Origin of the sequence: Ectothiorhodospira sp. BSL-9 (assembly GCF_001632845.1) — a bacterium.
In the GTDB taxonomy this organism is placed as follows: Bacteria; Pseudomonadota; Gammaproteobacteria; order Ectothiorhodospirales; family Ectothiorhodospiraceae; genus Ectothiorhodospira.
Map to the genome: position 1 here is coordinate 1,151,492 of NZ_CP011994.1, position 24,648 is coordinate 1,176,139.

General features: G+C 63.4%; 17 protein-coding genes. 10 read left to right on the forward strand and 7 right to left on the reverse strand.

Going from position 1 to position 24,648, the window contains the following annotated elements; all coding sequences use genetic code 11:
* Window positions 1-19: 19 nt before the first annotated feature.
* From ECTOBSL9_RS05510 to ECTOBSL9_RS05525, 4 genes are read right to left on the reverse strand one after another with little or no spacing between them, the layout of a single operon-like run.
* On the reverse strand, window positions 20-814 hold the full coding sequence (locus ECTOBSL9_RS05510; protein ID WP_063464225.1) for a gamma-glutamyl-gamma-aminobutyrate hydrolase family protein: 795 nt from the start codon (window positions 812-814) through the stop codon (window positions 20-22).
* 3 nt (window positions 815-817) lie between these two features.
* Window positions 818-1,816, reverse strand: coding sequence for an amidoligase family protein (locus tag ECTOBSL9_RS05515; RefSeq protein ID WP_063464226.1), 999 nt, complete (start codon window positions 1,814-1,816; stop codon window positions 818-820).
* Entirely contained in the window at window positions 1,813-2,736 is a 924-nt protein-coding gene (locus ECTOBSL9_RS05520) for a diguanylate cyclase (RefSeq protein ID WP_371259017.1), read from the reverse strand. Before ECTOBSL9_RS05520 ends, ECTOBSL9_RS05515 begins: the two co-directional genes overlap by 4 nt.
* Entirely contained in the window at window positions 2,733-8,435 is a 5,703-nt protein-coding gene (locus ECTOBSL9_RS05525; RefSeq protein WP_063464228.1) for a PAS domain S-box protein, read from the reverse strand. The genes ECTOBSL9_RS05520 and ECTOBSL9_RS05525 overlap by 4 nt, the downstream gene beginning before the upstream one ends.
* A gap of 165 nt (window positions 8,436-8,600) precedes the next feature.
* Here ECTOBSL9_RS05525 and ECTOBSL9_RS05530 point away from each other — a divergent pair, with 165 nt between their 5' ends.
* The 10 genes from ECTOBSL9_RS05530 to ubiB all read left to right on the forward strand — a co-directional run bounded on the left by ECTOBSL9_RS05530 (window position 8,601) and on the right by ubiB (window position 18,570).
* The gene (locus tag ECTOBSL9_RS05530) at window positions 8,601-10,277 is read left to right on the forward strand and encodes a sensor domain-containing diguanylate cyclase (protein ID WP_063464229.1); all 1,677 of its coding nucleotides are present in this window, start codon (window positions 8,601-8,603) and stop codon (window positions 10,275-10,277) included.
* Between the two features lie 49 nt (window positions 10,278-10,326).
* Complete coding sequence (gene dapF / locus ECTOBSL9_RS05535) at window positions 10,327-11,163, forward strand: diaminopimelate epimerase (protein ID WP_063464230.1); 837 nt, start codon at window positions 10,327-10,329, stop codon at window positions 11,161-11,163.
* On the forward strand, window positions 11,160-11,858 hold the full coding sequence (locus ECTOBSL9_RS05540; protein ID WP_063464231.1) for a DUF484 family protein: 699 nt from the start codon (window positions 11,160-11,162) through the stop codon (window positions 11,856-11,858). Before dapF ends, ECTOBSL9_RS05540 begins: the two co-directional genes overlap by 4 nt.
* On the forward strand, window positions 11,855-12,772 hold the full coding sequence (gene xerC / locus ECTOBSL9_RS05545) for a tyrosine recombinase XerC (RefSeq protein WP_063464232.1): 918 nt from the start codon (window positions 11,855-11,857) through the stop codon (window positions 12,770-12,772). The genes ECTOBSL9_RS05540 and xerC overlap by 4 nt, the downstream gene beginning before the upstream one ends.
* 276 nt (window positions 12,773-13,048) lie before the next feature.
* A complete protein-coding gene (gene hslV / locus ECTOBSL9_RS05550; protein ID WP_063464233.1) occupies window positions 13,049-13,582 on the forward strand; it encodes an ATP-dependent protease subunit HslV in 534 nt (177 codons plus the stop codon).
* Window positions 13,583-13,639: 57 nt separating this feature from the next.
* The gene (gene hslU, locus ECTOBSL9_RS05555; protein WP_063464234.1) at window positions 13,640-14,983 is read left to right on the forward strand and encodes an ATP-dependent protease ATPase subunit HslU; all 1,344 of its coding nucleotides are present in this window, start codon (window positions 13,640-13,642) and stop codon (window positions 14,981-14,983) included.
* Window positions 14,984-15,035: 52 nt separating this feature from the next.
* Entirely contained in the window at window positions 15,036-15,398 is a 363-nt protein-coding gene (locus tag ECTOBSL9_RS05560; RefSeq protein WP_025280228.1) for a gamma-butyrobetaine hydroxylase-like domain-containing protein, read from the forward strand.
* 14 nt (window positions 15,399-15,412) lie between these two features.
* A complete protein-coding gene (ubiE, locus tag ECTOBSL9_RS05565; protein WP_063464235.1) occupies window positions 15,413-16,162 on the forward strand; it encodes a bifunctional demethylmenaquinone methyltransferase/2-methoxy-6-polyprenyl-1,4-benzoquinol methylase UbiE in 750 nt (249 codons plus the stop codon).
* A 93-nt stretch (window positions 16,163-16,255) separates the two neighbouring features.
* Entirely contained in the window at window positions 16,256-16,876 is a 621-nt protein-coding gene (locus ECTOBSL9_RS05570) for an SCP2 domain-containing protein (protein ID WP_025280230.1), read from the forward strand.
* Between the two features lie 8 nt (window positions 16,877-16,884).
* Complete coding sequence (gene ubiB, locus ECTOBSL9_RS05575; protein WP_063464236.1) at window positions 16,885-18,570, forward strand: ubiquinone biosynthesis regulatory protein kinase UbiB; 1,686 nt, start codon at window positions 16,885-16,887, stop codon at window positions 18,568-18,570.
* A gap of 189 nt (window positions 18,571-18,759) precedes the next feature.
* On the opposite strand, the gene lpdA is transcribed toward ubiB, so the two are convergent.
* The 3 genes from lpdA to ECTOBSL9_RS05590 form a co-directional block, all read right to left on the reverse strand.
* Complete coding sequence (gene lpdA, locus ECTOBSL9_RS05580; protein WP_063464237.1) at window positions 18,760-20,208, reverse strand: dihydrolipoyl dehydrogenase; 1,449 nt, start codon at window positions 20,206-20,208, stop codon at window positions 18,760-18,762.
* Window positions 20,209-20,289: 81 nt separating this feature from the next.
* Entirely contained in the window at window positions 20,290-21,618 is a 1,329-nt protein-coding gene (gene odhB, locus ECTOBSL9_RS05585) for a 2-oxoglutarate dehydrogenase complex dihydrolipoyllysine-residue succinyltransferase (RefSeq protein WP_063464238.1), read from the reverse strand.
* 100 nt (window positions 21,619-21,718) lie between these two features.
* Window positions 21,719-24,526 carry a 2-oxoglutarate dehydrogenase E1 component gene (locus ECTOBSL9_RS05590; RefSeq protein ID WP_063466029.1) on the reverse strand — a complete coding sequence of 936 codons (2,808 nt, stop codon included), beginning with the start codon at window positions 24,524-24,526 and terminating at the stop codon, window positions 21,719-21,721.
* Between the last annotated feature and the right edge of the window lie 122 nt (window positions 24,527-24,648).

A 24,648-nucleotide genomic window follows, 5' to 3' on the forward strand; every position in this document is an offset into this window, starting at 1 on the left:
GTCGCCCGGTCGCTCAATCCTACTGGGATCGGGCCCTGGCCGACAAGTCCCGGCTGGAGTCCACCAGACCCTGGAACAGACGTCGCTGGCGGGCCTTCTGGGGCAGATACTCCGGATGCCATTGCACCCCCAGGATGAGGGGGGCGCGTCGACTCTCGATGGCCTGGACTACGCCGCTGGCCTCCCGGGCCGCCACCACCAGATCCTGGCCCAGGTCTGCCACCGCCTGATTATGCAGGGCGTTGACGGGCAGGGGGTCCTTACCGGTCAGGGCGGCGATACGCGAGCCTTCGGTGAGGGTGACCACCTTGCGTGGCAGCACGCTGCGCACCTGGGGGTGTTCACGGTAAAATCCTTCCAGATTCTGGTACAGGGTGCCGCCGCACACCACGTTCAGCAACTGCATGCCCCGGCAGATGCCCAGGATGGGCAGCCCGCGGTCCAGGGCCTCCCGGATCAGGGCCTGTTCGAGACGATCCCGGTCAGCGTCGCCGCCGTGCAGCTTGGTGTACAGCACCCTGCGCAGCAGCCACAGCAGGGGGTAGAGCACAAAGCCGAGGATGCGCTGTCGCCAGCCGGTCTCGGTGGCATCGATCTCCCGGATCAGGCTCAAGGGATCCTGACCATAGAGGCTGGGGTCCACATCCGCGCCCCCACCCACCACCAGGCCGTCCAGTTCCTGGCAGCTGCGGGGCCGCCCAGGGGTAATGTGAATGGCCTTGCCGCCGGCCCGCCGGATGGCCCACCAGGTCATGATCCAGGCAGCCACGCCGCCCCGGTCCGGCCCCGTGACGCCGATGCGGGGTCTCGCCATGGTTCAGCTCCGCAGCCAGTCGGTGACTTTTTCCACCCAGCGTTGCCCCTTGCTGGCCAGGGTCTCGGGTTCTGCCGCCAGGTATTCACGGGCCATGGCCCCCAGGCGTTGAGGGTCCGCGGCCAGGCGTTCCACCTCCACCCAGGCGTTCCAGGGCACGCTCAGATCCCAGTCCGGTTCGTCGATGCGACAGTCCGGCAGGCGGTAGTGAAAGGTGGGCCGAGGGCGGATCAGATGATGTTCCACCGGCGCCGCATCCACCTGTTCCGGGGATAGATGGGCAAACAGCGGCAGCATGTCCAGTGGCCGATTACGGGTGGGGTTGTGGGCCAGATAATCATCAATCAGGCCCGACAGGTCCGGGTGATAGCCCGACGCCAGGATCAGGCGGGGGTAGTCCTCGGGGAACGGGTCCACGAAGGGCGTGAGGCGCCGGGACAGATCCGCCTGGGAATGGCTGAGCAGCCAGTCATACAGGAGCATGAAGGCCTGAAGATGATGCAGGATGTGATCGGCATCCAGGCGCGCCAGCTCCAGGTTGATCTGCAGGCCGAAGGCGTAGAACAGGGAGCTATGGGTCCCCTTGGCCCCTTCCTGCTGCAGGCGCTGGCGCAGCCTGTCCAGTTCCGGTAGGGCATCGTGGGGGATGGGCGGGGCCACCACCTCATGGGGCACCACCAGTCCGGCCACCTGGGACAGGGCGTTCTCCAGGGCATGGGGCTCGGCGTCCCGGTCGATCTCGATGCCCATGTTTTCCAGGTAGTCCAGATATTCCCGGCGTTTGAGCAGGTCGCTGTCCAGTTCCAGGCCGAAATCACCGAATCGTGTTCCGGTTACGTGGTGTTCAAAGGGAGAGTCCTGCTGATGCACGCCCCCGAAAAGATCCACAATGGAATCGGCAATGACATCCAGCGAGATCTCCGCCATTTCCATCTCGATGCCCACGCGGCGCAACTCGCCGTCCGGGTTCTGGCTGTGGGGAAGGTGCCTGAATTCTGTCATGTGTCAGCCTGGTATTGGTTACGCCCGTTCTTCTTGGCCTGGTAAAGGGCAGTATCAGCGGCCTTTTTCAGTGCTTCCGCCGAAGCCTTGGGATGCTGCCTGGAATGGGTGGCACCGCCTGCGCTGATGGTGACATGGGGCGCCACATCCGAGTACTCATGGGTGATGCCAAGGGCGCTTATCGCGTCGATCATTCCCTCGGCCACGTGCCGGGCGCCTTGTGCGTCGGTCTCCGGCAGTAACACCACGAACTCCTCGCCCCCATAACGGGCCACCAGATCCATGGCACGCACAGGCACGCGCTCCAGGGCCTGCGCCACCCGTCTGAGACACTCATCACCGGCCCCATGGCCGTAATGGTCGTTATAGGGCTTGAACTGATCAATGTCGATCATGAGCAGGGAAAGGGATTGATTATTTCGACTCAATCGGGCCCATTCTTCTGCCAGCTTCTGGTCGAAGTAGCGCCGGTTATGTATTTCCGTCAGGCCGTCCTGCAGGGAGATCTTCTCCAGCAAGTCTGTCTTGAGCTTGAGATTCACCTGGTTGCGCACCCGGGCACGCACGACGGCCGGGCTGAAGGGCTTGGAGATATAGTCGGCGGCACCCAGGTTCAGGCCTTCCTCCTCGTCCTTCTCATGGTCCAGGGCCGTCACGAAGATCACCGGGATGGCCCGGGTGGCCTCGTTGTCCTTGAGTCGACGGCAGATCTCGTAGCCGTCCATGTCCGGCATGACGATATCCATCAGGATCAGGTCCGGAGCTTGCTTGCCCTGGGCCAGTTCCAGTGCCTTTTCGCCCCGCGTGGCGGTCAGGATCCGGTAATCCCCCTTGAGCAGGGAGGCCAATGCATGGATGTTGGTCGGTTGATCGTCGACGATCAGTACCGTCGCTCTTGTATGGGGCACATCAGACCTCAGGAAAGTTTGACGCCGGCCTGCCTGGCCAGTTGTTTGAGCAGCGCGGCCGCTCCATCATGATCGAATTGATCCACCCGTTCTGCCAGCTCCTGGGCGGCGCGTGTATCCACCTGCTGGCCCAGGTAGGACGTGACCTGACCCAGCTCCCGTTGGTCCAGCAGCTCCCCCGAGGCAAGGCATTGCAGGATATGCTGCATCGCTTGTAGCGGGGGCTGTGGGTTCGTGCCTTGAATGCCTTCAGAGCCTTGCGTTTGCGGAAGGGTGGCCAGTTGAGCCCGGACGGTGTTCAGGGCCTCCATGAAGGCACTCAGGTCGTCTTCGGGAATGGTCTTTCCCTCCTTCAGCATGGTCTCCAGGCGTCCGGCCCTGTGGGCCAGATCAAGGGCGCCGATGGTGCCCGCCAGGCCCTTGAGGGTGTGGATCATCCGCCCCGTGCGGGGGTTCTCGGGCTGATCCAGGCATCCGCATAGCTCGTCGAACTCCGCTTCCATCTGCGCTGCGAAGCGTTGCAGGGTGCGCAGATACAGGCTTATGTCGCCGTCGAAGCGCTTGAGCCCCGCCGCCAGATCGAAGGCCTTCAGTGTATCAGGCAGCTCCGCGCCTGGGGTGTCTTCGTCCCGGGGTTCGACGCAGATGCCGTCGCTTTGCAGCCACTTCTCCAGCGTGTGCAGCAGCGCCTCACTGTCGATGGGCTTGGCCAGGTGGTCGTTCATGCCGGCGGCCCGCGCCCGCTCGCGATCATCCTCCATCACGGCCGCCGACAGGGCAATGATGGGCAGGTCGGGGAACCGTTCGCGGATGTGACGGGTGGCTTCGAAGCCGTCCATGACGGGCATCTGCAGATCCATCAGCACCAGATCGATGGGGTATTGTGCCACCTGGTCCACCGCCTCGCGGCCATCATTGGCCAGGATGACCCGGACCTGGGTCTTCTTGAGCATCTCCCGGGCCACTTCCTGATTCAGGGCGTTGTCCTCCACCAGCAGGATGGTCCGACCCTGGAAGCATGGGACTTGCATCAAGTCACTAACGGATGCTTCCGTGGTTTGTTCCGCCACCGCCTTGTTCATGGCCTCCACCAGGGAACGCGGTGTGACAGGTTTGCTCAAAAAGGCGCTGAAGCGATCCGAATGGGGCACCAGATCCTCCTGGCTGTAGGCGCTGATAATCAATGCAGGAATGGTCGTCTGCTGCAGATCTCCCTGCTGGCGCAGCGCATGCAACCGATCCAGTGCCTGCAACCCATCCAGCTCGCCGGGCATCTTCCAGTCCATGAGGATGAAGTCAAAGGACATGCCGGCCCGTTCCGCCGCCCGCACGGCCTTGATCGCCGCCTCTCCGCTGTCGGCTTCCTGCGTCTGGAAACCATAGCTTTGAAGCATGTTGTTAAGCACGATCCGCGCGGTGGCATGGTCGTCCACCACCAGGACACGGGCCCCGGGTCTTATGGATTCATGTGTCGATGCCAGCCCTTGATCCGGTGACAGCGGCAGGGTGAGTTCGAAATGGAAGCTGCTGCCGGCCCCCGGGCTGGAATCCAGTTGCAACACGCCTCCCATCCTTTCCAGCAGCTTGCGACTGATCACCAGACCGAGGCCGGTGCCGCCATATTTTCGGGTGGTGGATGTGTCGACCTGTGAGAAGGCCTGGAACAGCCGTGTCTGCTGTTCTGCATCGATGCCGATACCCGTGTCGCGCACCTCGAAATGCAGGCGCGCGCCCTGCGCGTCGCGGCCCAACCGACGAATGGACAAGACCACCTGCCCCTGATCGGTGAATTTGATGGCGTTGCTGAGCAGGTTGGTGAGCACCTGCCCCAGGCGCAGGGCGTCGCCTTCGACGCTGATCGAACCCTGAGTGTCCAATTCGAACACCAGTTCGATGCCCTTGGCATCGGCCGCCGAGGCAAACAGGGTGCGCATTTGATCGAGCAGATCATCGATGCGGAAGCTATGGTTCTCCAGATCCAGCCTGCCGGCCTCGATCTTGGAATAATCCAGGATGTCGTTGATGATGCCCAGCAGCATGCGGGACGAGTCGCGTATCTTGCCCAGGTAATCCCGCTGTTTGGCGTTGAGTGACGAGCTCAGCAGCAGATCACTCAGGCCGATCACGGCGTTCATGGGCGTGCGGATTTCATGGCTCATGTTGGCCAGGAACTGACTCTTGGCAAGATTGGCCCGTTCGGCGGTCTCCTGTGCCTGCTTGATCTCGGTGAGGTCGTTGTAGACGGCCACCACTTCGCCGGAGGAAAGTTTGAACAGCGTGTTTTCGCGCCAGCCCTTGAGGTGCCCATCGTCATACTGGGAGAGGGGCAGGAATTCGCCCTGCCCGGTACGGGCCACCCGGCGCAAGGCGTCCATCAGCCCCATCTCATGGACGGCGGGGAAGCGCTCCGATAGCCGGTAACCGATGACGTCCTCACGGCATGTGTGGTCCATCTGCTCGGCGGCGGGATTGTAATCGGTGAACACGAAGTCCTGGGCATCATTTACCGGCCGGTAGACAGCCACGCCGCTACCCGTCTTCTCGAAAATCCCCCGGAAACGTTCTTTCTCGGCTTCCAGGGCCTGCTTGGCATCGACGGCCTCGGTGACATCCAGGTCGCTGCCCCGATACCCCCGGAATATCCCCTGTTCATCCATCAGCGGGAAGGCGTGGGTGGACATCCAGAGTGTTCGTCCCTGTTTGTCGTTAACGGGATTGATCAGTCCTTGCACGGTCTCGCGCCGCTCAATCATCTGGAAGGCTTTGGTCTTGAAGGCCGGCCGATGGGCTTCGGGGTAGAGTTCGTAAAAGTATTTGTGGCCCACCAACTCATCACTTGAATACCCCCAGACGGCCTCGGCTACGGGGCTCACGTAGGTAAAACACCCTTCAACATCCATTTCCCAGGTGACGTTGCGGCTATGGGCCGCCAGTTGCTGCAGCCGCTCCTCACGGTCCTTGAGTTCCTGTTGCGCCTGTTTGACGGCCGATATGTCCTGAATGATCGACCAGATGACTTCCCGCCCTTCTGCGGTGGTGGTCTTGAAGCCATGGAGCAGCACCGGGTAGCGCGTGCCGTCCTTGCGGATGTACTCCTTTTCGAAGGGGCCGTAGATGCCTGCCCGGTTCATGGACTCCAGCACCCGCTGTTCATCCGGCAGGTATTCTGATGGGGTGACCTCCCAGTAACTCAGCCGACGAAATTCCTCGGGACTGTAGCCGGCCGGCTCGTTGATGGCGGTGTTGAACTCCAGAAACTCCCCCGTATGGAAGTCGTTCATGGCGATGCCCACTGGCGAGAGTTCGAACAGGGTGCGGAACTTGGCCTCCTCCGCGGCCAGTTTGCGGTCGGCCAGGATGCGTTCGGTGATGTCCTCGTTGACCCCCACCACCCGGATGGCCTTGCCCTGGTCGTCACGGATGGCCCGAGCCAGCCCGCGCAGGCTACGGATCTGGCCGTCACTGGGGCGGCGTATCTGGATCTGCACATCAAAAGGCGTGTCGTCCTGGATCAGGGCCCGGAAGGCTGGCTGAACCCGGGACAATGATTCGGGCATCAGGGTGTGGGCCCAGTCGTCGAATCGGTGCCCGAACTGCGCTGGATCCACGCCGTAGAGCATGTACATCCGTTCATCCCAGATCAGGCGGTCCTTCTCCACGTCATAGTCCCAGATGCCCATTCCGGCGGCCTCGGTGGCCAGTTTCAGGCGGTCCTCGCTGTCATGTAGGCGCTGTTCGGCCTGCTTTCGCTGGGTGATATCCCGAAACACGGCCAGCATGCAGGGCTGCTCGCCCAGTTCCAGGAGGGTGACCGTCACGTTCACATCGATCAGGCTGCCATCCTTGCAGCGATGGCGGGTTTCAAAATCGTCCCGGCCTTGCGCCTTTATCCTCTGTATGTGCCTGGCCACCTCGGCGGGCGTTTCCAGGGCCTCGTAGTCCGTGATGCGCAGGCCAGCGAACTCTTCGGCGGTGTAGCTCAGTTGCTGGTGGGCCTTGGTATTGAACTCCAGAGTGCGGCCATCAGCCACGTCGATCAGCAGCGTGGCGTCGGGATAAAGCTCGAACAGGGTGCGAAACCGCCTTTCCTGCTCCTCCAGGGCGTTTCGGGTTTCCAGTTGTTCCGTCTGGTCCAGCAGGTAGCCACGCAGGGCCACCAGACGGCCGTCGGCGTCATATTCGGGGAAGGAGTAGTCGTAAAATCGCCGGTATTCGCCGTCCTTTCTCCTCAGGCGATACTGATGCTCCATGACCGGGGCCCGCCGGGCCAGGTAGTCAGCGATTTCCCTTTCCACACGGATAACATCCTGTTCGTGGCCCAGATGGGAAAAGCCTTGCCCACCGCTGAGCAGTTCCTCCCGGGTGAAGCCCAGGATATCCTGGGCGTTGGGGGAGACATACTTGAGGGGCCAGCCGGGTTCGGGCAACCAGACGCAGACTATCACCGGCCCACGGGAAAAGAGCTCCAGTTCCTTCTCCAGCTGACGCGCCTTCAAGGCCGCATCGCTGACATCCTGCAGCAACAGGAGGAACCCGCGACTCTGGGCCATGGGCTTGGCCTTGAGTTCCACGATGATCGGGCTGCCCTCCCGGTTGAACATCACCTCGCGCCCCGCGAACGGCTGACCATCCCGCAGGGATTCGAACACCCGACAGCGTTCCGCAGGGATCCAGCTCTGGGTATGGTCACAGTGCAGCCAGCTGGAGTCTCCATTCCTGTGGTGTGCGCAGCGAAATAAGTCCAGGGCTTTCTGCCCCAACACCTCGTCGGATGCGTAACCCAGAAGTTCCGTCGTGGCCTGGTTGATGCGCGTGATGATGCCCGCGTTGTCGATGACCATCAGACCGGCCGGCACCTCTTCGGTCAGGCTCGTCAGGGCCTGGTTGGTGTCGCTCAGTTCCTGATTGAGCTGGTCCAGTTGCTGCTGATGGTCCTTGAGCAGGTTGAACCAGCGGTTGTAATACAGGCTCACCAGCTCCTTTTGACCCACCAGGCCAGTGAAGCGACGATCGGCATCCACCACGACCACCCGCTTGATCCGGTGTTGACGGCAGAAGCGCAGTGCCTCGGAGATGGTGGTGTCCTTGCTGAGGGTCTGCAGCGGGGAGGTCATGTACTCGCCAATGGGCCGATCCAGATCGGCACTGGCATCGATGAGGTGGATCACGTCCCGCTGGGTGAGGATGCCCACGGGGATGCCCTGTTGGATCACGATGGCGGGGGTGAAGTGATCCCGGTCCATGCGCTGCATCACCTGGCGCACGGGCTGGTTCTCCTCCACGGTGAGGGGCTGCAGGCCGTGGATCAGTTGCCCCAGGCTCTGGCTTTCAGCCAGCACTTCCGGGTCCAGGCTGCAGGCCAGGTCGCTGTAGCTGACAATGCCTTTCAAGACCCCCTCTGCATCGACCAGGCAGATGTGCTCGGCCTCGTTGCGGATGGCCTTGAGTCCCTCCAGCACGGTCTCTTCGGGGTTCAGGATGGCCGGCGCAGGGAGCTGCAGATCCCCCAGGGGGGTGGACAGCGGCACACCCTGGATCTGCAGCTTCAGCAGCAGGCTGGAGAGCAGCAGGCGATAGTCATCGCCGAGGGTGACCACCACATCACGGATATTGTGCCGCCGCATGCTGTGCACCGCCTCTGTCAGGGTGGCGGTCGCTGGTAGGGTGATCACCCTGGCTGTGGCGATGCTGCGAAGCTTCGGGAAGAACATTCTCACCTCGGTGGAATTCGACGGCGACAGGTCTTGATGTTACCAAGCCCGGGCGCCGAGGTGAGACCCGCGCAGCCCGGTCTGCGGTGGGTTATTTGCAATGGCGGTGGAGGGCGGTATCGTGAATACCATGACGAACGGGAGTTCGTCCCAAAGGAGCATGCCATGGGACCCGCTGGCAAGGGTCGTGATACCCGTCACTGGAAAACGTCACCTGGTCCGATTCATGTCGCTGGGCGACGCCTCTGGCGCGGCCTGGGTCTGCGCCCCCGGCTGCTGATGGCCTTTTTGCTGGTGGCCCTGATTCCCATGGGACTGTTGTTCATGCTCCAGTACCATCATACCCGCAGCCTCACCCTGTCCTTTGCCGAGGTCGGCCTGGAGCGGGTGGCGCAGGTTCAGCAGCGTCGGCTGAACGTGGAACTCGGTCGCATGTTCGATCATATGGATCTGGTGGCCAGTCGCACGCAGATGCGCCTGAGCCTGCGGGCCTACACGCGCACCGGCGAGGACGCGCACCGGCAACTCATCGAGCGCATCCTGCAGGACGCCATCGACCCCATCGTCATGCTCGACGGGGCCTGGATCCGTGATGCACGGGGTCATCTGGTAACAGGCGTGAACCATGATGGGGGACTGGATGAGCCGGATATCCAGCCCCCGTTGCATGAGGGCTCGCAGGGCCGCCTGGATGTTTACTGGCCCGAAGGCGACACACCCATGATCTGGGTCAGCGGTCCTCTGGAACTGGATGGTGAGGAGATTGGCAGTGTGCATCTGCTGATGCGGCTGGATGACCTGAAAGCCGTGCTGGAAGATTTCCCCTATGAAGAACTGGGCGGCAAAACCCTGCTGCTGCTGGAAGAGCCCGGGCGCAAGCCTGCATTGATCGGGGGTGGTCAGCAAACGGATCTTTTCCTGTGCGAGCAACGCCGTGATTTTCCGCTCGCCTCAGGTGGCGGACCGATACGCGTGTGTGACTATCTGATGGTGGTCCTGCCGCTGGATCATGTGCCGGGCGAGGTGCTGGTCTACGCGTCGCTCGATGCATTGAAAGCGGCGCTACGGGAACAGACGCGTTTCATGTTGTGGAGCGTGCTGTTCATGCTGATGCTTGGTCTGCTCATGGCCATCGCATTCACCCGCATGATCTCGCGACCGGTGACGATGCTGACCCGGGCCACGCGGGCCTTGCGCAAGCATCGGGGCGATGTCCTGGTCAGGGAGCCCTTCTGGGGGGAGTTCACGGAACTGGCCCGCTCCTTCAATCAGGCGGCGGGCATCATTACCCGCCGCACCCATGACCTGAGTCGGGAACTGGAGGCGCGACGTCACGCACAGCATCAGCTCACCGAGCTTGCCAATACGGATGCCCTCACCGGTCTGGTGAACCGCCGGCGATTCATGGAAATCCTCGAGTCCCGGATGGAGGAAAGCCGGGAGATGGGAGGCAGCCTGACGCTCCTCTACCTGGACCTGGATGGATTCAAGCCCGTCAACGATCAGTTGGGGCATGATGCAGGCGACATCGTCCTGCAGGTGGTGGCAGAGCGTCTGCGTTACCTGGTGCGTGGCGAAGACATCGCCGCGCGCCTGGGGGGGGACGAATTTGCCCTGCTGCTCGCGGACGACAACGGGGACAGGCATGCCGATCCCCGCCGCCTGGCCAGGCGCGCCGAGGAACAGCTCTCCCTGCCCATCGAGGTCAAGGGCCGCCTGGTGAAGGTGGGTTGCAGCGTCGGCGTCGCCACAACCCGGCCCGAGGACAAGCCCCAGGACGTGCTCAACCGCGCAGATGAGGCCATGTATCAAGTGAAAAGGTCTCGTCGCGAGAGGGGTTGAGGAGGGGCCGCTCTTCCCAGCCGGGCCTCCACCCTTTACGCTTTCGCCGATGACACTCTTCTTTACCAAGATGCAGGGCCTGGGCAACGACTTCGTGGTGATCGACGGGGTGCGCCAGGCGGTTGAACTCACGCCGGAGCGGGTGCGGTTTCTGGCCCATCGCCGGCTGGGCGTGGGTTGTGATCAGGTGCTCCTGGTGGAGCCGCCCGCCGATCCCGCCAGGGCGGCCTTTCGCTACCGGATCTTCAACGCCGATGGCGGCGAGGTGGAGCAGTGTGGCAACGGCGCCCGCTGTTTTGCCGTATTCGTGCGCGATCAGGGCCTGACGGACCAGACCCTGATTCCGGTGGAGACGGCCGGGGGGCTGATCCAGCTTCAGGTGGAGGGCAATGGCGAGGTCACGGTGAACATGGGCCGGCCCCGGTTCGAGCCAGCCGAGATACCGTTTGAGGCATCTGCCATGGCACCGGTCTACGCGCTGGAAGTGGATGGGCAAACCGTGGAAATCGGTGCGGTCTCCATGGGCAACCCCCATGCGGTGCTGCGGGTGGAGGATGTTTGCAAGGCCCCGGTGGAATCCCTGGGACCCGCCATGGAGTCCCATCCGCGTTTCCCCAGGCGCGTGAATGTGGGCTTCATGGAAGTGATGGCAGGGGATCATGTGCGTCTGCGGGTGTTCGAGCGCGGGGCAGGGGAGACCCAGGCCTGCGGCACCGGTGCCTGCGCCGCCGTGGTGTCCGGGCGCAAGCGCGGCTGGCTGGACGAACGGGTGGCAGTGGATCTGCCTGGCGGGCGGCTTGTGATACAGTGGGAGGGCTGCGAAGACGCCCCGGTCTTCATGACCGGCCCCGCGACATCGGTCTTTACGGGTAACATCAAGCTATGAGCACACAAGGCAAGGGCGCGCTGGCCGAAGAGGCCTTGTCCGAGGAGGCGGTGGAGTCCTATCTGCGCGCGCATCCCGATTTCTTCGAACGTCACTTATCCCTGCTGGAGGTGTTGCGTCTGCCTCATCCCAGCGGCGCGGCCGTCTCCCTCATTGAGCGCCAGATGGCCGTGATGCGGGACAAGAATCGCGCCCTGGAGCGCAAGCTCATGGATCTGGTGCACACGGCCCGGGAGAACGAGCGCCTCAGCCAGCGCATGCACCAGCTGGCCCTGGGAGTGATGGAGGCGGAAAGCCTGGATGCCGTGCTGGCCATCACCCAGGAGCAGTTGCGCAACGAGTTCCGTGCCGACGTGGTGGTGGTGCGCCTCTGTGGCGATCCGGCACAGGGCATGCACTTCATGGCCGAGGATGACCCGGCCATGCAGAGCCTCTCCCATCTGTTCGAGCATCGCCGCCCGGTATGCGGGCGCCTGTCGGACACTCAGCTCCAGGCTCTGTTCTCCGCAGAAGATGCCCCGGGTGTGGCCTCAGCCGTGGCCGTGCCGCTGCTGGACGGCACCCAGCCCCTGGGTTTCGTGGCCCTGGGCAGCCAGGAGGCCTCACGGTTCCATCCGGGGATGGGCACGCTGTTCCTGGGTTACCTGGGCGAGATCATCTCCCACGCCATCGGGGGCCGTCTGGGGCAGGCATGAATACATCCCTGGATCCCTGGATCGATGCCTACCTGGGGCATCTGGGCCGGGAGCGGGGCTGCTCGCCGCATACCATCAGCAATTACCGCCGGGATCTTCTGGTCCTGCAGGGGCATGTACCGTTGCCGGCGTCGTCGGATCGCCGTGACTGGGCGACGGTCACTGTCCACGACATCCGCGCGCTGGTGTCGGCACTTCACCGGGGTGGCAAGGCCGGCCGCAGCCTGCAGCGGCTGCTCTCCTCGGTGCGTGGATTCTTCAATTATCTGATCCGTGAAGGTGTACTCGGGGCCAATCCCGCCCAGGGCCTGCGGGCACCGCGTACCCCCCGCAAGCTGCCCGAGGTGCTGGATGCCGAGCAGGTGGCGCGACTGGTGGAAGTGCCCGGGGACGACCTGTTGCTGGTGAGGGACCGGGCCCTGCTGGAGCTGTTCTATTCCTCCGGTCTGCGCCTGGCTGAACTTACCGACCTGAACTGCACCGATCTGGATAGGGCGGATGCCATGGTGCGAGTCACTGGCAAGGGCCGCAAGACACGCACCCTGCCGGTGGGCCGCAAGGCCCTGGAGGCCCTGGACGTCTGGCTGAAGCGTCGCGGTGAATGGGCGGCCCCGGATGAACCGGCCCTGTTCGTGAGTCGTCGCGGAGGGCGCCTTACGCCCCGCTCGGTGCAAAAGCGCATGGCCGGTCATGCCCTCACCCAGGGCCTGGAGCGACGGGTGCATCCGCACCTGCTGCGCCATTCCTTCGCCAGCCATCTGCTGGAGTCCTCCCAGGATCTGCGGGCGGTGCAGGAGTTGCTGGGGCATGCCGACATCGGCACCACCCAGATCTACACCCATCTGGACTATCAGCACCTGGCGCGGGTCTATGACGCCGCGCATCCAAGGGCGCGGCGCAAGGAAAAGGGCTGATCCTCTTCCTGGTGGGAGCGGGCCTCGCCCGCGAAGGCGGCGGCCACACGGCCTGGCCCCGGCGCTGCTGACGCAGCGCATCGCCGGCAGGCCAGCTCCCACAGGGGCGGTGCGGTTGCAGATGGGGCCACTCCGGTCTCTGGTTTGAACGGCAAGCTTGAGGCGTTTCGCCGTTCGCGGCAGAGGGCCGCCTCCAGCGGGGCGGTTGCCCATCCCTCATGGCAGCGCTTTCCGTTACAATGCCCCTTTTGAATGGCGGCACATCGGAGTCTTTCCTTGGAACAGTTTCGCGGCACCACCATCGTCAGCGTCCGTCGCAATGGCCGGGTTGCCCTGGGCGGCGACGGTCAGGTCTCCCTGGGGAACACGGTCATGAAGGGCAACGCCCGCAAGGTGCGGCGTCTGCATCATGACAAGGTCCTGGCGGGTTTCGCTGGCGGCACCGCCGATGCCTTCACCCTGTTTGAGCGCTTCGAGGGCAAGCTGGAAAAATACAGCGGCAACCTGGTGCGTGCCGCCGTGGAACTGGCCAAGGACTGGCGCACCGAGCGCAGCCTGCGCCGTCTGGAGGCCCTGCTGGCGGTGGCCGATCAGGACGCCTCGCTGATCATCTCCGGCAACGGCGATGTGATCGAGCCCGAGGAAGGCCTGATCGCCATTGGCTCCGGCGGCCCCTTCGCTCAGGCTGCGGCCCGTGCGCTGATGGAAAACACGGAACTGGAGGCCCGGGAGATCACCGAAAAGGCCTTGAACATTGCCGCCGATATCTGCATCTATACCAACCGTAACCTGAGCATGGAAGAACTGTGATGCCCGGTTGCGTTGCGTACAAACCCCAGTCCCCATGCATTATGAAGGGATGTTCCCATGTCTGAGATGACACCCAGAGAAATCGTTCAGGAGCTGGACCGCTTCATCATCGGTCAGGATCCTGCCAAACGCTCGGTGGCCATCGCCCTGCGCAATCGCTGGCGTCGTCAGCAGCTGCCGCCGGAGCTGGCCCGGGAGGTCACCCCCAAGAACATCCTCATGATCGGCCCCACCGGGGTGGGCAAGACGGAGATTGCCCGGCGCCTGGCGCGTCTGGCCAATGCCCCGTTCATCAAGGTGGAGGCCACCAAGTTCACTGAAGTGGGCTATGTGGGTCGGGATGTGGAATCCATCATCCGCGATCTGGTGGAGGCCGCGGTGAAGATGGTGCGTGAGCAGGAAATGGAAAAGATGCGCCCCCGCGCCGAAGAGGCCGCAGAAGAACGGATTCTGGACGCCCTGCTGCCGCCGCCGCGCAGCAGCGGCACCGGCTTCATGGCAGAAGAACCCCAGCCCACCCGCCAGGATAACGAGACCCGGCAGAAATTCCGCAAGCGCCTGCGCGAAGGCAAGCTGGACGACAAGGAGATCGACATCCAGGTGCAGGCCATCCCCTCCGGCGTGGAGATCATGTCGCCGCCGGGCATGGAGGACATGGCCAGTCAGCTGCAAGGCCTGTTCCAGAACCTGGGTGGCCAGCGCACCCGCACCCGCAAGCTCAAGATCAAGGAAGCCTTCAAGCTCATCACCGATGAGGAAGCCGCACGCCTGCTCAACGATGAGGACATCAAGCTGCGCGCCGTCTCCCATGTGGAGCAGAACGGCATCGTCTTCCTGGACGAGATCGACAAGGTGGTACGCAAGGGGGAATACAGTGGTGGCGACGTCTCCCGCGAGGGCGTGCAGCGCGACCTGCTGCCCCTGGTGGAGGGCTGCACCGTGACCACCAAGGTGGGCTCGGTGCATACCGACCACATCCTGTTCATTGCTTCCGGCGCCTTCCATCTCTCCAAGCCCTCGGACCTGATCCCCGAGTTGCAGGGGCGGTTGCCCATCCGGGTGGAACTGGAGGCCCTGACCGCCGCGGACTTCGTGCGTATCCTCACCGAACCCAAGGCCTCCCTCACCGAGCAATACGCCGCCCTGATGGCCACCGAAGGGGTGACCGTGGAGTTCACCGAGGATGGTGTGCACCGTCTGGCGGAGATCGCCTTCCAGGTGAACGAGCGCACCGAGAATATTGGCGCGCGGCGACTGCATACCGTGATGGAGCGGGTGGTGGAGGTCATTTCCTACGAGGCCCCCGACTGCTCCAGCCCCATCCGTATCGACGCCGAATACGTGAACCAGCGTCTGGATGATCTGGTTCAGGATGAGGATCTGAGCCGTTACATCCTCTAGGGTCCGTCACCGGTCCGGGGGTTAACCCCCTCGGCGAGGGAGTACCAGCACGATGACCACCAAGAACCGCCCCACCGACATCCGGCTGCACCAGCAGTCGCGTGTTCTGGAACTGGTTTACACGGATGGCGAGACGCATCGGCTCAGCTGCGAGTTCCTGCGGGTGCATTCGCCTTCGGCGGAGGTCACCGGCCATGGGCCGGGCCAGGAGGTGCTGCAGGTGGGCAAGGAAGACGTGAACATCACCGGCATCGAGCCGGTGGGCCATTACGGCATCAAGCTGGTGTTCTCCGATGGACACGACACCGGCATCTTCGACTGGAACTATCTTTACCACCTGGGCGTCAACCAGACCCAGTTGTGGGACAAGTACCTGGAGCGACTGGCGGCCGCAGGCCACCAGCGCAAGGGCTGATAACGGGAGCAGGCATGTCCGACGACAACACCACTGATTTCGGCTACGAACGTGTGCCGACTACGGAAAAGGCCAAACGAGTGGGGCAGGTGTTCCACTCCGTGGCTCAGCGCTACGATGTGATGAACGACCTGATGTCCATGGGCATCCATCGCGTGTGGAAGCGCTTCACCATCGAGGTGGCTGCGGCTCGCCCGGGCTGGAAGATCCTGGACCTGGCCGGTGGTACCGGTGACCTGGCCGCCAAGTTCTCGCGCATCGTCGGACCCAAGGGGCATGTGGTGCTCTGCGACATCAATGCGTCCATGCTGGAATGCGGCCGCGCCCGCCTGGTGGATGAAGGGCTGGTGGAGAATCTCAACTACGTGCAGGGCAATGCCGAGTGCCTGCCCTACCCGGATGACTATTTCGACCTGATCACCATTGCCTTCGGCCTGCGCAACGTGACCGACAAGAACAAGGCCCTGTCGTCCATGCTGCGGGTGCTCAAGCCCGGTGGCAAGCTGCTGGTGCTGGAGTTTTCCCAACCCACGTCCAAGGGCTTTAGCCAGATCTACGATCTGTACAGCTTCAAGGCCCTGCCGATGATGGGCAAACTGGTGGCCAACGATGCCGAAAGCTATCGCTACCTGGCAGAGAGCATCCGCATGCACCCGGACCAGGAGACCCTCAAGCAGATGATGGAAACAGCGGGTTTCGAGCGCTGCGACTACCACAACCTCACCGGGGGCGTGGTGGCGCTGCACAAGGGCTACAAGCTGTAGACACAACGGGGTTTCCTGGCGGTTCAAACGCAACCTCCCGGGAGCCTGTCCAACCCCTCACGGTCAAAGCCTCACTCGCTTGGGAGAGACGCCATGAGCTCAGCACTGACGCCGGTCACCGCCTTGCTGGAAGCGGCCATCAATCAGTACCTCTCCATGGACCCCGGCAGCCAGAGACGACTGGCGGCCCTGAAGGGGGGCGTGGTGGCGCTGCATGTGACTGGCGTGGGCGTGACCCTGTATTTCATTCCCGGCGAGGAAGACCTACAGGTCTCCGGGCAGTTCGATGGAGACCCGGACGCACACATTGCCGGCACCCCCCTGGCCCTGGCCGGTCTGCTGGCCAGCGAGCCCGCAGCCCGCATGCCCGAATCCGTCACCCTCGTGGGGGATGTGGAACTGGCGCGGCATTTCAATGACCTGCTGCGCCGGGTGGACCTGGACTGGGAGGAACTGCTGTCACGCTTCACCGGTGATCTGTTTGCCCATCGGGTCGGTGAAACGTTTCGGGAATTCGAGTCCTGGCTCAAGCGGGCACGGGAATCCTTCCGTGGCGATGTGGCCGAATACCTTCAGGAAGAAACCCAGACCCTGCCCGCCCGTTCGCAGGTGGAGTCCTTCATGGATGAAGTGGATGGTCTGCGCAGTGACGCCGACCGCCTGGAGGCGCGCATTCAGCGCCTCGAACAAGCCCGGGATCGGGCAAGATCATGAGAATCTAAATGCTGCAGCACCTGCATCCTGCCCAGCTGCTCCGGCTGCTGACCATCAACCGCGTACTCATCCGTCATGGCCTGGATGAGGTGGTACTGGCCATCCGCCTGTTCCGGCCCGTGCGTTTTCTGCTGTACATGGCGCCCTGGAACTGGTTCCGCACGGTGTCTTATGGCCGAGGCGAGCGCATTCGCCGCGCACTGGAAGATCTGGGCCCCATTTTCATCAAGTTTGGCCAGATGGTCTCCACCCGGCGCGACCTGCTGCCGGATGACATTGCCAACGAACTCTCCCGACTGCAGGACCGGGTGCCCCCGTTTCCCAACGAAGAGGCGCGGGCAATCATCGAGAAATCACTGGGTCAACCGGTGGAGACCCTGTTCGCCTCCTTCGAGGCCACCCCCATGGCGTCGGCTTCCATTGCCCAGGTGCATGGGGCGGTGCTCCACGACGGCCGTCGGGTGGTGGTCAAGGTCCTGCGTCCCAATATCGAAAAGGCCATCCGGCGCGACGTGGAATTGATGTACGTGATCGCCGAGCTGGCGGAACGCTACTGGCCCGAGGGGCGCCGCCTGCGGCCCGTGGAGGTGGTGCGCGAGTACGAACAGACCATCATCGATGAACTGGACCTGCTCAGGGAAGCCGCCAACGCCTCACAATTGCGCCGCAACTTTGAAGGCTCCGGTGTGCTCTACACCCCCGAAGTACACTGGGACTACTGCCGTCGCAACGTCATGGTGATGGAACGCATTCAGGGCGTACCCGTCTCCGACGTGGCCACACTGAAGGCCCGGGGTGTGGATCTCAAGCTGCTGGCCGAGCGGGGTGTGGAGGTCTTCTTCACCCAGGTGTTCCGCCACAACTTCTTCCACGCCGACATGCACCCGGGCAACGTCTTCATCGACGCCACCGACCCCGCCGACCCCAGCTACCTGGCGGTGGATTTTGGCATCATCGGCACCCTGTCACCCGCCGACCAACGCTACCTGGCGGAAAACTTCTACGCCTTCTTCAACCGCGACTATGCCCGTGTGGCAGAACTGCACGTGGAATCCGGCTGGGTGCCACGGGATGTGCGGGTGGCAGACCTGGAAGGGGCCATCCGCACCGTCTGCGAGCCCATCTTCGAAAAACCCCTGAAGGACATCTCCTTCGGCAACGTGCTGGTGCGCCTCTTCCAGACGGCACGGCGCTTCAACATGGAAGTACAGCCCCAGCTGGTGCTGCTGGAGAAGACCCTGCTCAACATCGAGGGCATGGGCCGCGACCTCTACCCGGAACTGGATCTGTGGCAAACGGCCCGCCCCTTCATCCAGCGCTGGATGGACGAGCAGGTGGGCGTGCGCGCCCTGGTCAAGGGGCTGCGCCGCAACCTGCCCTTCATCCTGGAAAAGACCCCCGACCTGCCGGGCCTGATCCACGAAACCCTGCGCCAGCAGGCCACCGCCGACGAGCGCCACGCCCTCCAGCAGGCCCAGTTATACCAATTGCAAAGGGAAATCCGCGCCTCCAATCGGCGCACGGTCTATGCCGTGATGGGCAGCGCCCTGGCCCTGGGCGCCGTGCTGCTCACCTCCCAGTCACCGGACATGCCCGAACTCCTCACCGTACCCTGGCCCGCCTGGGTGCTGGGCACCCTGGGGCTGGCCTTCCTGCTGGGCGCCGTCTGGAAACGCAGCGAACTGACGAACTGACGCCATCAAGCTGACGTAACCACCGCCGCAGCGTCCGGAGGGGGTATCCCTGTGGGCGGGTGTGCGCCGCATGGATGCGGCGCCCAAACCTCCATGGACGGATTCACGGCGTCCCGCCTGCAGGGATACCCCCTCCGGACGCGGTCCACGGGCACCCGCATGGACCACCTCCCGGCATCAGCAGGACAACTACCCCCGCTTCCCCTTGGGCGGAATATGCAACGGATGCCCCAGCGTCGCCAGGGCCGCCTCATGCACCGCCTCCGAGAGCGTCGGATGCGCAAACACCGTGCGTGCCAGATCCTCGCTGCAGGCCCCGAATTCCAGGGCGATCACGCACTCCGCGATCAACTCCGAAGCCCGTGAACTGATGATATGCGCCCCCAGGATGCGATCCGTCTCCGCGTGGGCCAGCAGCTTCACGAACCCCGTCGTATCCTCCATGGCCCGGGCCCGCCCCGAGGCCACGAAGGGAAACACCCCGGTGGCATAGGGAATACCCTGCTTCTTCAGATCCTGCTCCGTCCGCCCCACCCAGGCGATCTCCGGCAGGGTGTAGATCACATTGGGAATGGTGTCGTAATTCACCGCGCTGCCCATGTTGGCGATGCGCTCCGCCACCATGACACCCTCCTCGGAACCCTTGTGGGCCAGCATCGGGCCACGTACTGCATCACCAATGGCATATACCCCGGGCATGGTGGTCTCGCAATGCTCGTTCACGTGGATGGTGCCACGCTCGTTCATGGCCAGTTCCACCGGTCCGCTGACCAGGCCATCGGTCGCCGGTCGCCGACCCACGCAAACCACCAGACGATCGAAACGCTCCTCGTGCTGGCCATTCTCGTCCTCGTAGACCACCGACACCTGTCCCTTTTCCTTGTCCACCTTGGTGGCGGTCACACGGGCCGAGAGACGGATGTCCAGACCCTGCTTGCTCATGATCTTCAGGGACTCATTGGCCACCTGCTCATCGCAGAAAGACAGGAACTGGTCCTGGGCCTCCAGCATCACCACTTCGGACCCCAGGCGCCGCCACACACTGCCCAGCTCCAGACCGATCACGCCAGCACCGATCACGCCCAGGCGCTTGGGCACCTCCTTGAAGCGCAGGGCACCGGTGGAACTGACGATGTACTCCCGGTCAAACGGGGCGCAGCCCAATTCCACGGGGAACGAACCCGGGGCCAGGATCACATGCTTGGCCTGTAGCATCTGCTCCTTGCCATCATGCCCGGTGAACTTCACCTGGCGCTCCGCCTGAAGCTGCCCCTGCCCCTTGAACCACTCCACCTGATTGGCCTTGAAAAGCCCCTGGATGCCCTGGGTGAGGTTGTTCACCAGACGGTCCTTGCGGGACATCATGGCGGGCAGGTCCAGTGCCACATCGTCGCAGCGCACACCGTGGAGTTGCAGATGTTTCTGGGCGTGCTCGTAGAGTTCGGAGGACTCCAGCAGCGCCTTGGAGGGGATGCACCCCACGTTGAGGCAGGTACCGCCCAGGCGCTCCTTGCCCTCCGGATCCTGCCAACGGTCGATACAGGCCGTCTTCAGGCCCAGTTGAGCACAGCGAATGGCGCCCACATAGCCCGCCGGACCGCCGCCGATGACCACTACATCATATTCCTGCTCTGCCATGATTCTGGCTCCCGATCATTCTCGTCGATATCTGGTTTCGCCCGCCTTCGAGCGGGCGCATGGTTTCTGGCCGCGGAGCGATCACACCTCCAGCAGCAGGCGGGCCGGATCCTCCAGCATGTCCTTGATGGTGACCAGGAACTGCACGGCCTCGCGCCCGTCCACCAGGCGATGGTCGTAGGACAGGGCCAGGTACATCATGGGCCGGATCACCACCTGACCATTCTCGGCCATGGGACGCTCCTGGATGCGGTGCATGCCCAGGATGGCGCTCTGCGGTGGATTGATGATGGGGGTGGAAAGCAGCGAGCCGAACACGCCACCATTGGAAATGGTGAAGGTACCGCCGGTGAGGTCCTCCATGCTCAGATTGCCCGACTCGGCCTTCTTGCCATATTCATTGATGCTGCGCTCCACATCCGACATGGTCAGGGTGTCCGTGTCCCTGAGGATGGGTACCACCAGGCCCCGGGGAGCCGAGACGGCGATGCCGATATCGAAATAACCGTGGTAGACGATGTCCTTGCCGTCGATGGAGGCGTTCACCTCCGGGAAGCGTTTGAGGGCCTCGGTGGCGGCCTTGACGAAAAAGGACATGAAGCCCAGGCGCACGCCGTGACGCTTCTCGAAGCGATCCTTGTACTGGGCCCGCAGGTCCATGACCGGCTTCATGTTCACCTCGTTGAAGGTGGTGAGCATGGCCGCTGTTTGCTGGGCTTCCACCAGCCGTTCCGCCACCCGGGCTCGAAGGCGGGTCATGGGGACGCGCTTCTCCGTGCGCCCGCCGGCGGTACTGGTACTGGCCGTGGGTGGCGTGGAGGGCTTCTTCTCCGATGGCGCACTGGCCGGTTCGGCCTGGGTGCCCCCAGATTCGGTTTCGGGCCTGGATTGAGGCGCCGGAGCGGATGGGGTGTCCGACTCCTCCAGGTGCTTGACGACGTCCTCCTTGAGGATGCGCCCGCCCTTGCCGCTGCCCTGGATTTCCCCGGGATCCAGGTCGTGTTCATTGATCAGCTTGCGCACCGCCGGGCTCAGGGCCGGATCATCCTGAGACGGGTCCCGTGAGGAACGACTCGCGTCTTCGGCAGCCTTCTCTGTCTGCTTGTCCTTGCCGCGGTCCTTTTTGCCGGACTTCTTCTTGCCCGAATCCTTATCGCCCGAATCCTTGCCTTCACTGATCTCCACATGGCCGATCACCTGCCCGGCGGTGACCACCGATCCCTCGTCCTCGATGATGTCCCCCATGACTCCGTCTTGCGGCGCGGGGACTTCGAGAACCACCTTGTCGGTCTCGATGTCCACCAGGATCTCATCCCTCTGCACGGCGTCACCGGGGCGCTTGTGCCAGGAGACGATGGTGGCGTCGGACACGGATTCGGGAAGTTGCGGGATCTTAACCTCTGTACTCATATCGTCTTGTCCTTATTGGTTTCGGCAACAGGGTCATGGGCGGTGGCTGTGCCGACAGTATCAATGAATGCGTCCGCTGGCGCGATGGGGTGATCGCCGCCTACGACTGACGCAGGGCGCGTTCGATCAGGGCTTCCTGCTGCTTCACGTGCACATCCAGGTGTCCCACGGCGGGCGCCGCGCTGGCGGGCCGGGTCACGTGCTGCAGATAACGGTCGGGGCCGAGCAGGGTGCGCATGTGATGCTGGCTGGAATACCAGGCCCCCTGATTGAGTGGTTCCTCCTGCACCCAGTAGAACTCCTTGGCATTGGGGAAGGCGTCCAGGGCGCGTGACAGGTCTTCCTCCGGGAACGGATAGAGCTGCTCGATGCGTAGCACGGCGATATTGTGCTTCTCTTCCTTGCGGCGGCGTTCGAGCAGGTCGTAATAGACCTTGCCAGAACACATGACGACCCGGGTAACGCCCTGGGGATCCAGATCGTCGATCTCGCCGATCACGTTCTGGAAGCGGCCCTCGGTCAGGTCCTCCAGGCTGCTTACCGCCAATTTGTGGCGCAGCAGGCTCTTGGGCGTCATGACCACCAGGGGCTTGCGGTACGGGCGTACCATCTGCCGGCGCAGCAGGTGGAAGATCTGCGAGGGGGTGGTGGGCACGCATACCTGCATGTTGTTCTGTGCGCACAGCTGCATGTAGCGCTCCAGGCGTGCCGAGGAGTGCTCGGGACCCTGCCCCTCGTAGCCATGGGGCAACAACATCACCAGGCCGCACAGACGCCCCCATTTCTGTTCGCCGGAACTGATGAACTGGTCGATGACCACCTGGGCACCGTTGGCAAAGTCCCCGAACTGGGCCTCCCACAGTGTGAGTGTGTTGGGGGTGGCGGTGGCATAGCCGTATTCAAAGGCCAGTACGGCCTCTTCGGAGAGCAGGGAGTCGATCACCAGAAAATCAGCCTGTTGCTCCGACAGATGCCGCAACGGGATCCAGCGGTCTCCGTCCTTTTGGTTGAACAGTACCGAGTGCCGGTGGAAGAACGTACCCCGGCCACTATCCTGGCCGGTGAGCCTGACCGGATAGCCGTCCGCCAGCAGAGCCGCATAGGCGCTGGTCTCGGCAAACCCCCAGTCCAGGGGCAGGGAGCCAGCGGCCATCTTGCGCCGGTCGTCCATGATCTTGGCCACCCGCGGGTGGAGCTCGAACCCCTCGGGGATATCACATATGCGCTTCCACAGGTCCCGCAGCGTATCCAGGCCCACGCGGGTCTGAGCGCTCTGGCGCCAGTCCTGGTCCAGGAAGGGCTTCCAGTCCACGGCGGACTTGTCATGGCCCTGATCGCTGCCCTCCAGCACGTAGGGCATGATGCCCTCGCCGGCGTCCAGACGGGTGCGCAGGGAGGCCTCCATGGAGCGGGCCTCATCATCGTCGATGACCCCTGCCTTTTCCAGGCGCTGGGCGTAACGGGCCCGGGTGGTGGGGCTCTCCTTGATGCGCCGGTACATGGCTGGCTGTGTCACTGCGGGCTCGTCCGCTTCGTTGTGCCCCTGTCGCCGGTAGCAGATCAGGTCGATGACCACGTCCTTCTTGAAGGTCATGCGGTAGTCCAGGGCGATCTGGGCGGCAAACATCACCATTTCCGGGTCGTCGCCGTTCACGTGCAGGATGGGAGCATTCACCATCTTGGCCACGTCGGTGCAGTAGGGGGTGGAACGGGCGTCCTTGAGGGTGCTGGTGGTGAATCCGATCTGGTTGTTGATCACCACGTGCAGCGTGCCCTTGGTGGCAAAGCCGCGGGTCTGGGACATGTTCAGGGTTTCCATGACCACACCCTGGCCGGCAAAGGCGGCATCACCATGGATCACCAAGGGCAGGACCTGGTCTCCATCCTTGTCGCCGCGCCGGTTCTGGCGTGCCCGTACCGAGCCTTCCACCACGGGGCCGACGATCTCCAGGTGGGACGGGTTGAAGGCCAGTGCCAGGTGCATGGGCCCCCCAGGGGTTTCCAGATTCGAAGAGAAACCCATGTGGTATTTCACGTCGCCGGTGCCCGGGTGGCGACGTCCGGTGCCCTCGAATTCCTGGAAGAGTTCCGCCGGGGATTTGCCCAGAATATTCACCAGCACATTGAGGCGGCCGCGGTGGGCCAGGCCCATGACGGTTTCCTTCACGCCCCGCTCGCCAGCCTGGTGGATGACCTCGTCCAGTAACGGGATCAGGCTTTCTCCGCCCTCGAGCGAGAAGCGCTTTTGACCCACGTAGCGACTGTGCAGGTAGCGCTCCAGGCCTTCGGCAGCGGTCAGGCGGTCCAGGATGTAGCGCCGGCGCGCATCGCTGAAATGGGGCTCGCCGCGCACCGACTCCAGCTTCTGCTGCAGCCAGCGCTTCTCGCCCGTGTCGGTGATATGCATGTATTCGGCGCCCATGGTCTTGCAGTAGGTGCCGTTGAGGATGCGCGTGATTTCCCTCAGTTGCGCCTCGTCGGGGCCCACCAGGGAGCCGGTGTTGAACACCGTGCCCAGGTCCTGCTCGGACAGGTCATGATGTTCCAGGGTGAGTTCCGGCAGCGGCGCCGGTTGCGACAGGCCCAAGGGATCCAGGTCTGCCTGCAGGTGCCCCAGGAAACGGAAGGCGTTGATGTACTGCAGCACCCGCACCTGTTTGCGCTCATGTTCCAGACTGCCCATGGGCAGGCCACGTCCCGGGCCCGCCTCGGCCAGCTCGCGAAACTCTTCCCGCACCTGGCTGTGGAGCACGGAGGTGTCGTCCCTGCCGCCGTGGGTGATGTCGTCGAAGTGCTGTCGCCAGATCTCCGGTACTTGATCCGGATCCTGCTGGTAGGCCTCGAAGAGTTGTTCCAGATAGGCGGCATTGCCCGCGTCCAGAAAGGAGGAGTCCCAATGGGACTGCATGTCGCGGGCTTGGCTGGGCTTGGTCATGGGCGTGTCTGTCTTTGGGCGCTGTGGGAGTGTGGGATGCCTGTATTGCGTTTTGCTCAGGATCAAGTCTCGACCTTAAACGCCGAACTGGCAAG

Excerpts from the sequence above, each read along its gene's own strand:
- odhB (WP_063464238.1), bottom strand. The coding sequence starts at position 21,618 with ATGAGTACAGAGGTTAAGATCCCGCAACTTCCCGAATCCGTGTCCGAC.
- ECTOBSL9_RS05525 (WP_063464228.1), bottom strand. The coding sequence starts at position 8,435 with ATGTTCTTCCCGAAGCTTCGCAGCATCGCCACAGCCAGGGTGATCACC.
- lpdA (WP_063464237.1), bottom strand. The coding sequence starts at position 20,208 with ATGGCAGAGCAGGAATATGATGTAGTGGTCATCGGCGGCGGTCCGGCG.
- ECTOBSL9_RS05560 (WP_025280228.1), top strand. The coding sequence starts at position 15,036 with ATGACCACCAAGAACCGCCCCACCGACATCCGGCTGCACCAGCAGTCG.
- ECTOBSL9_RS05570 (WP_025280230.1), top strand. The coding sequence starts at position 16,256 with ATGAGCTCAGCACTGACGCCGGTCACCGCCTTGCTGGAAGCGGCCATC.
- hslU (WP_063464234.1), top strand. The coding sequence starts at position 13,640 with ATGTCTGAGATGACACCCAGAGAAATCGTTCAGGAGCTGGACCGCTTC.
- ECTOBSL9_RS05510 (WP_063464225.1), bottom strand. The coding sequence starts at position 814 with ATGGCGAGACCCCGCATCGGCGTCACGGGGCCGGACCGGGGCGGCGTG.
- ECTOBSL9_RS05540 (WP_063464231.1), top strand. The coding sequence starts at position 11,160 with ATGAGCACACAAGGCAAGGGCGCGCTGGCCGAAGAGGCCTTGTCCGAG.
- xerC (WP_063464232.1), top strand. The coding sequence starts at position 11,855 with ATGAATACATCCCTGGATCCCTGGATCGATGCCTACCTGGGGCATCTG.
- ECTOBSL9_RS05515 (WP_063464226.1), bottom strand. The coding sequence starts at position 1,816 with ATGACAGAATTCAGGCACCTTCCCCACAGCCAGAACCCGGACGGCGAG.
- dapF (WP_063464230.1), top strand. The coding sequence starts at position 10,327 with ATGACACTCTTCTTTACCAAGATGCAGGGCCTGGGCAACGACTTCGTG.
- ubiB (WP_063464236.1), top strand. The coding sequence starts at position 16,885 with ATGCTGCAGCACCTGCATCCTGCCCAGCTGCTCCGGCTGCTGACCATC.
- ECTOBSL9_RS05530 (WP_063464229.1), top strand. The coding sequence starts at position 8,601 with ATGGGACCCGCTGGCAAGGGTCGTGATACCCGTCACTGGAAAACGTCA.
- ECTOBSL9_RS05590 (WP_063466029.1), bottom strand. The coding sequence starts at position 24,526 with ATGCAGTCCCATTGGGACTCCTCCTTTCTGGACGCGGGCAATGCCGCC.
- ubiE (WP_063464235.1), top strand. The coding sequence starts at position 15,413 with ATGTCCGACGACAACACCACTGATTTCGGCTACGAACGTGTGCCGACT.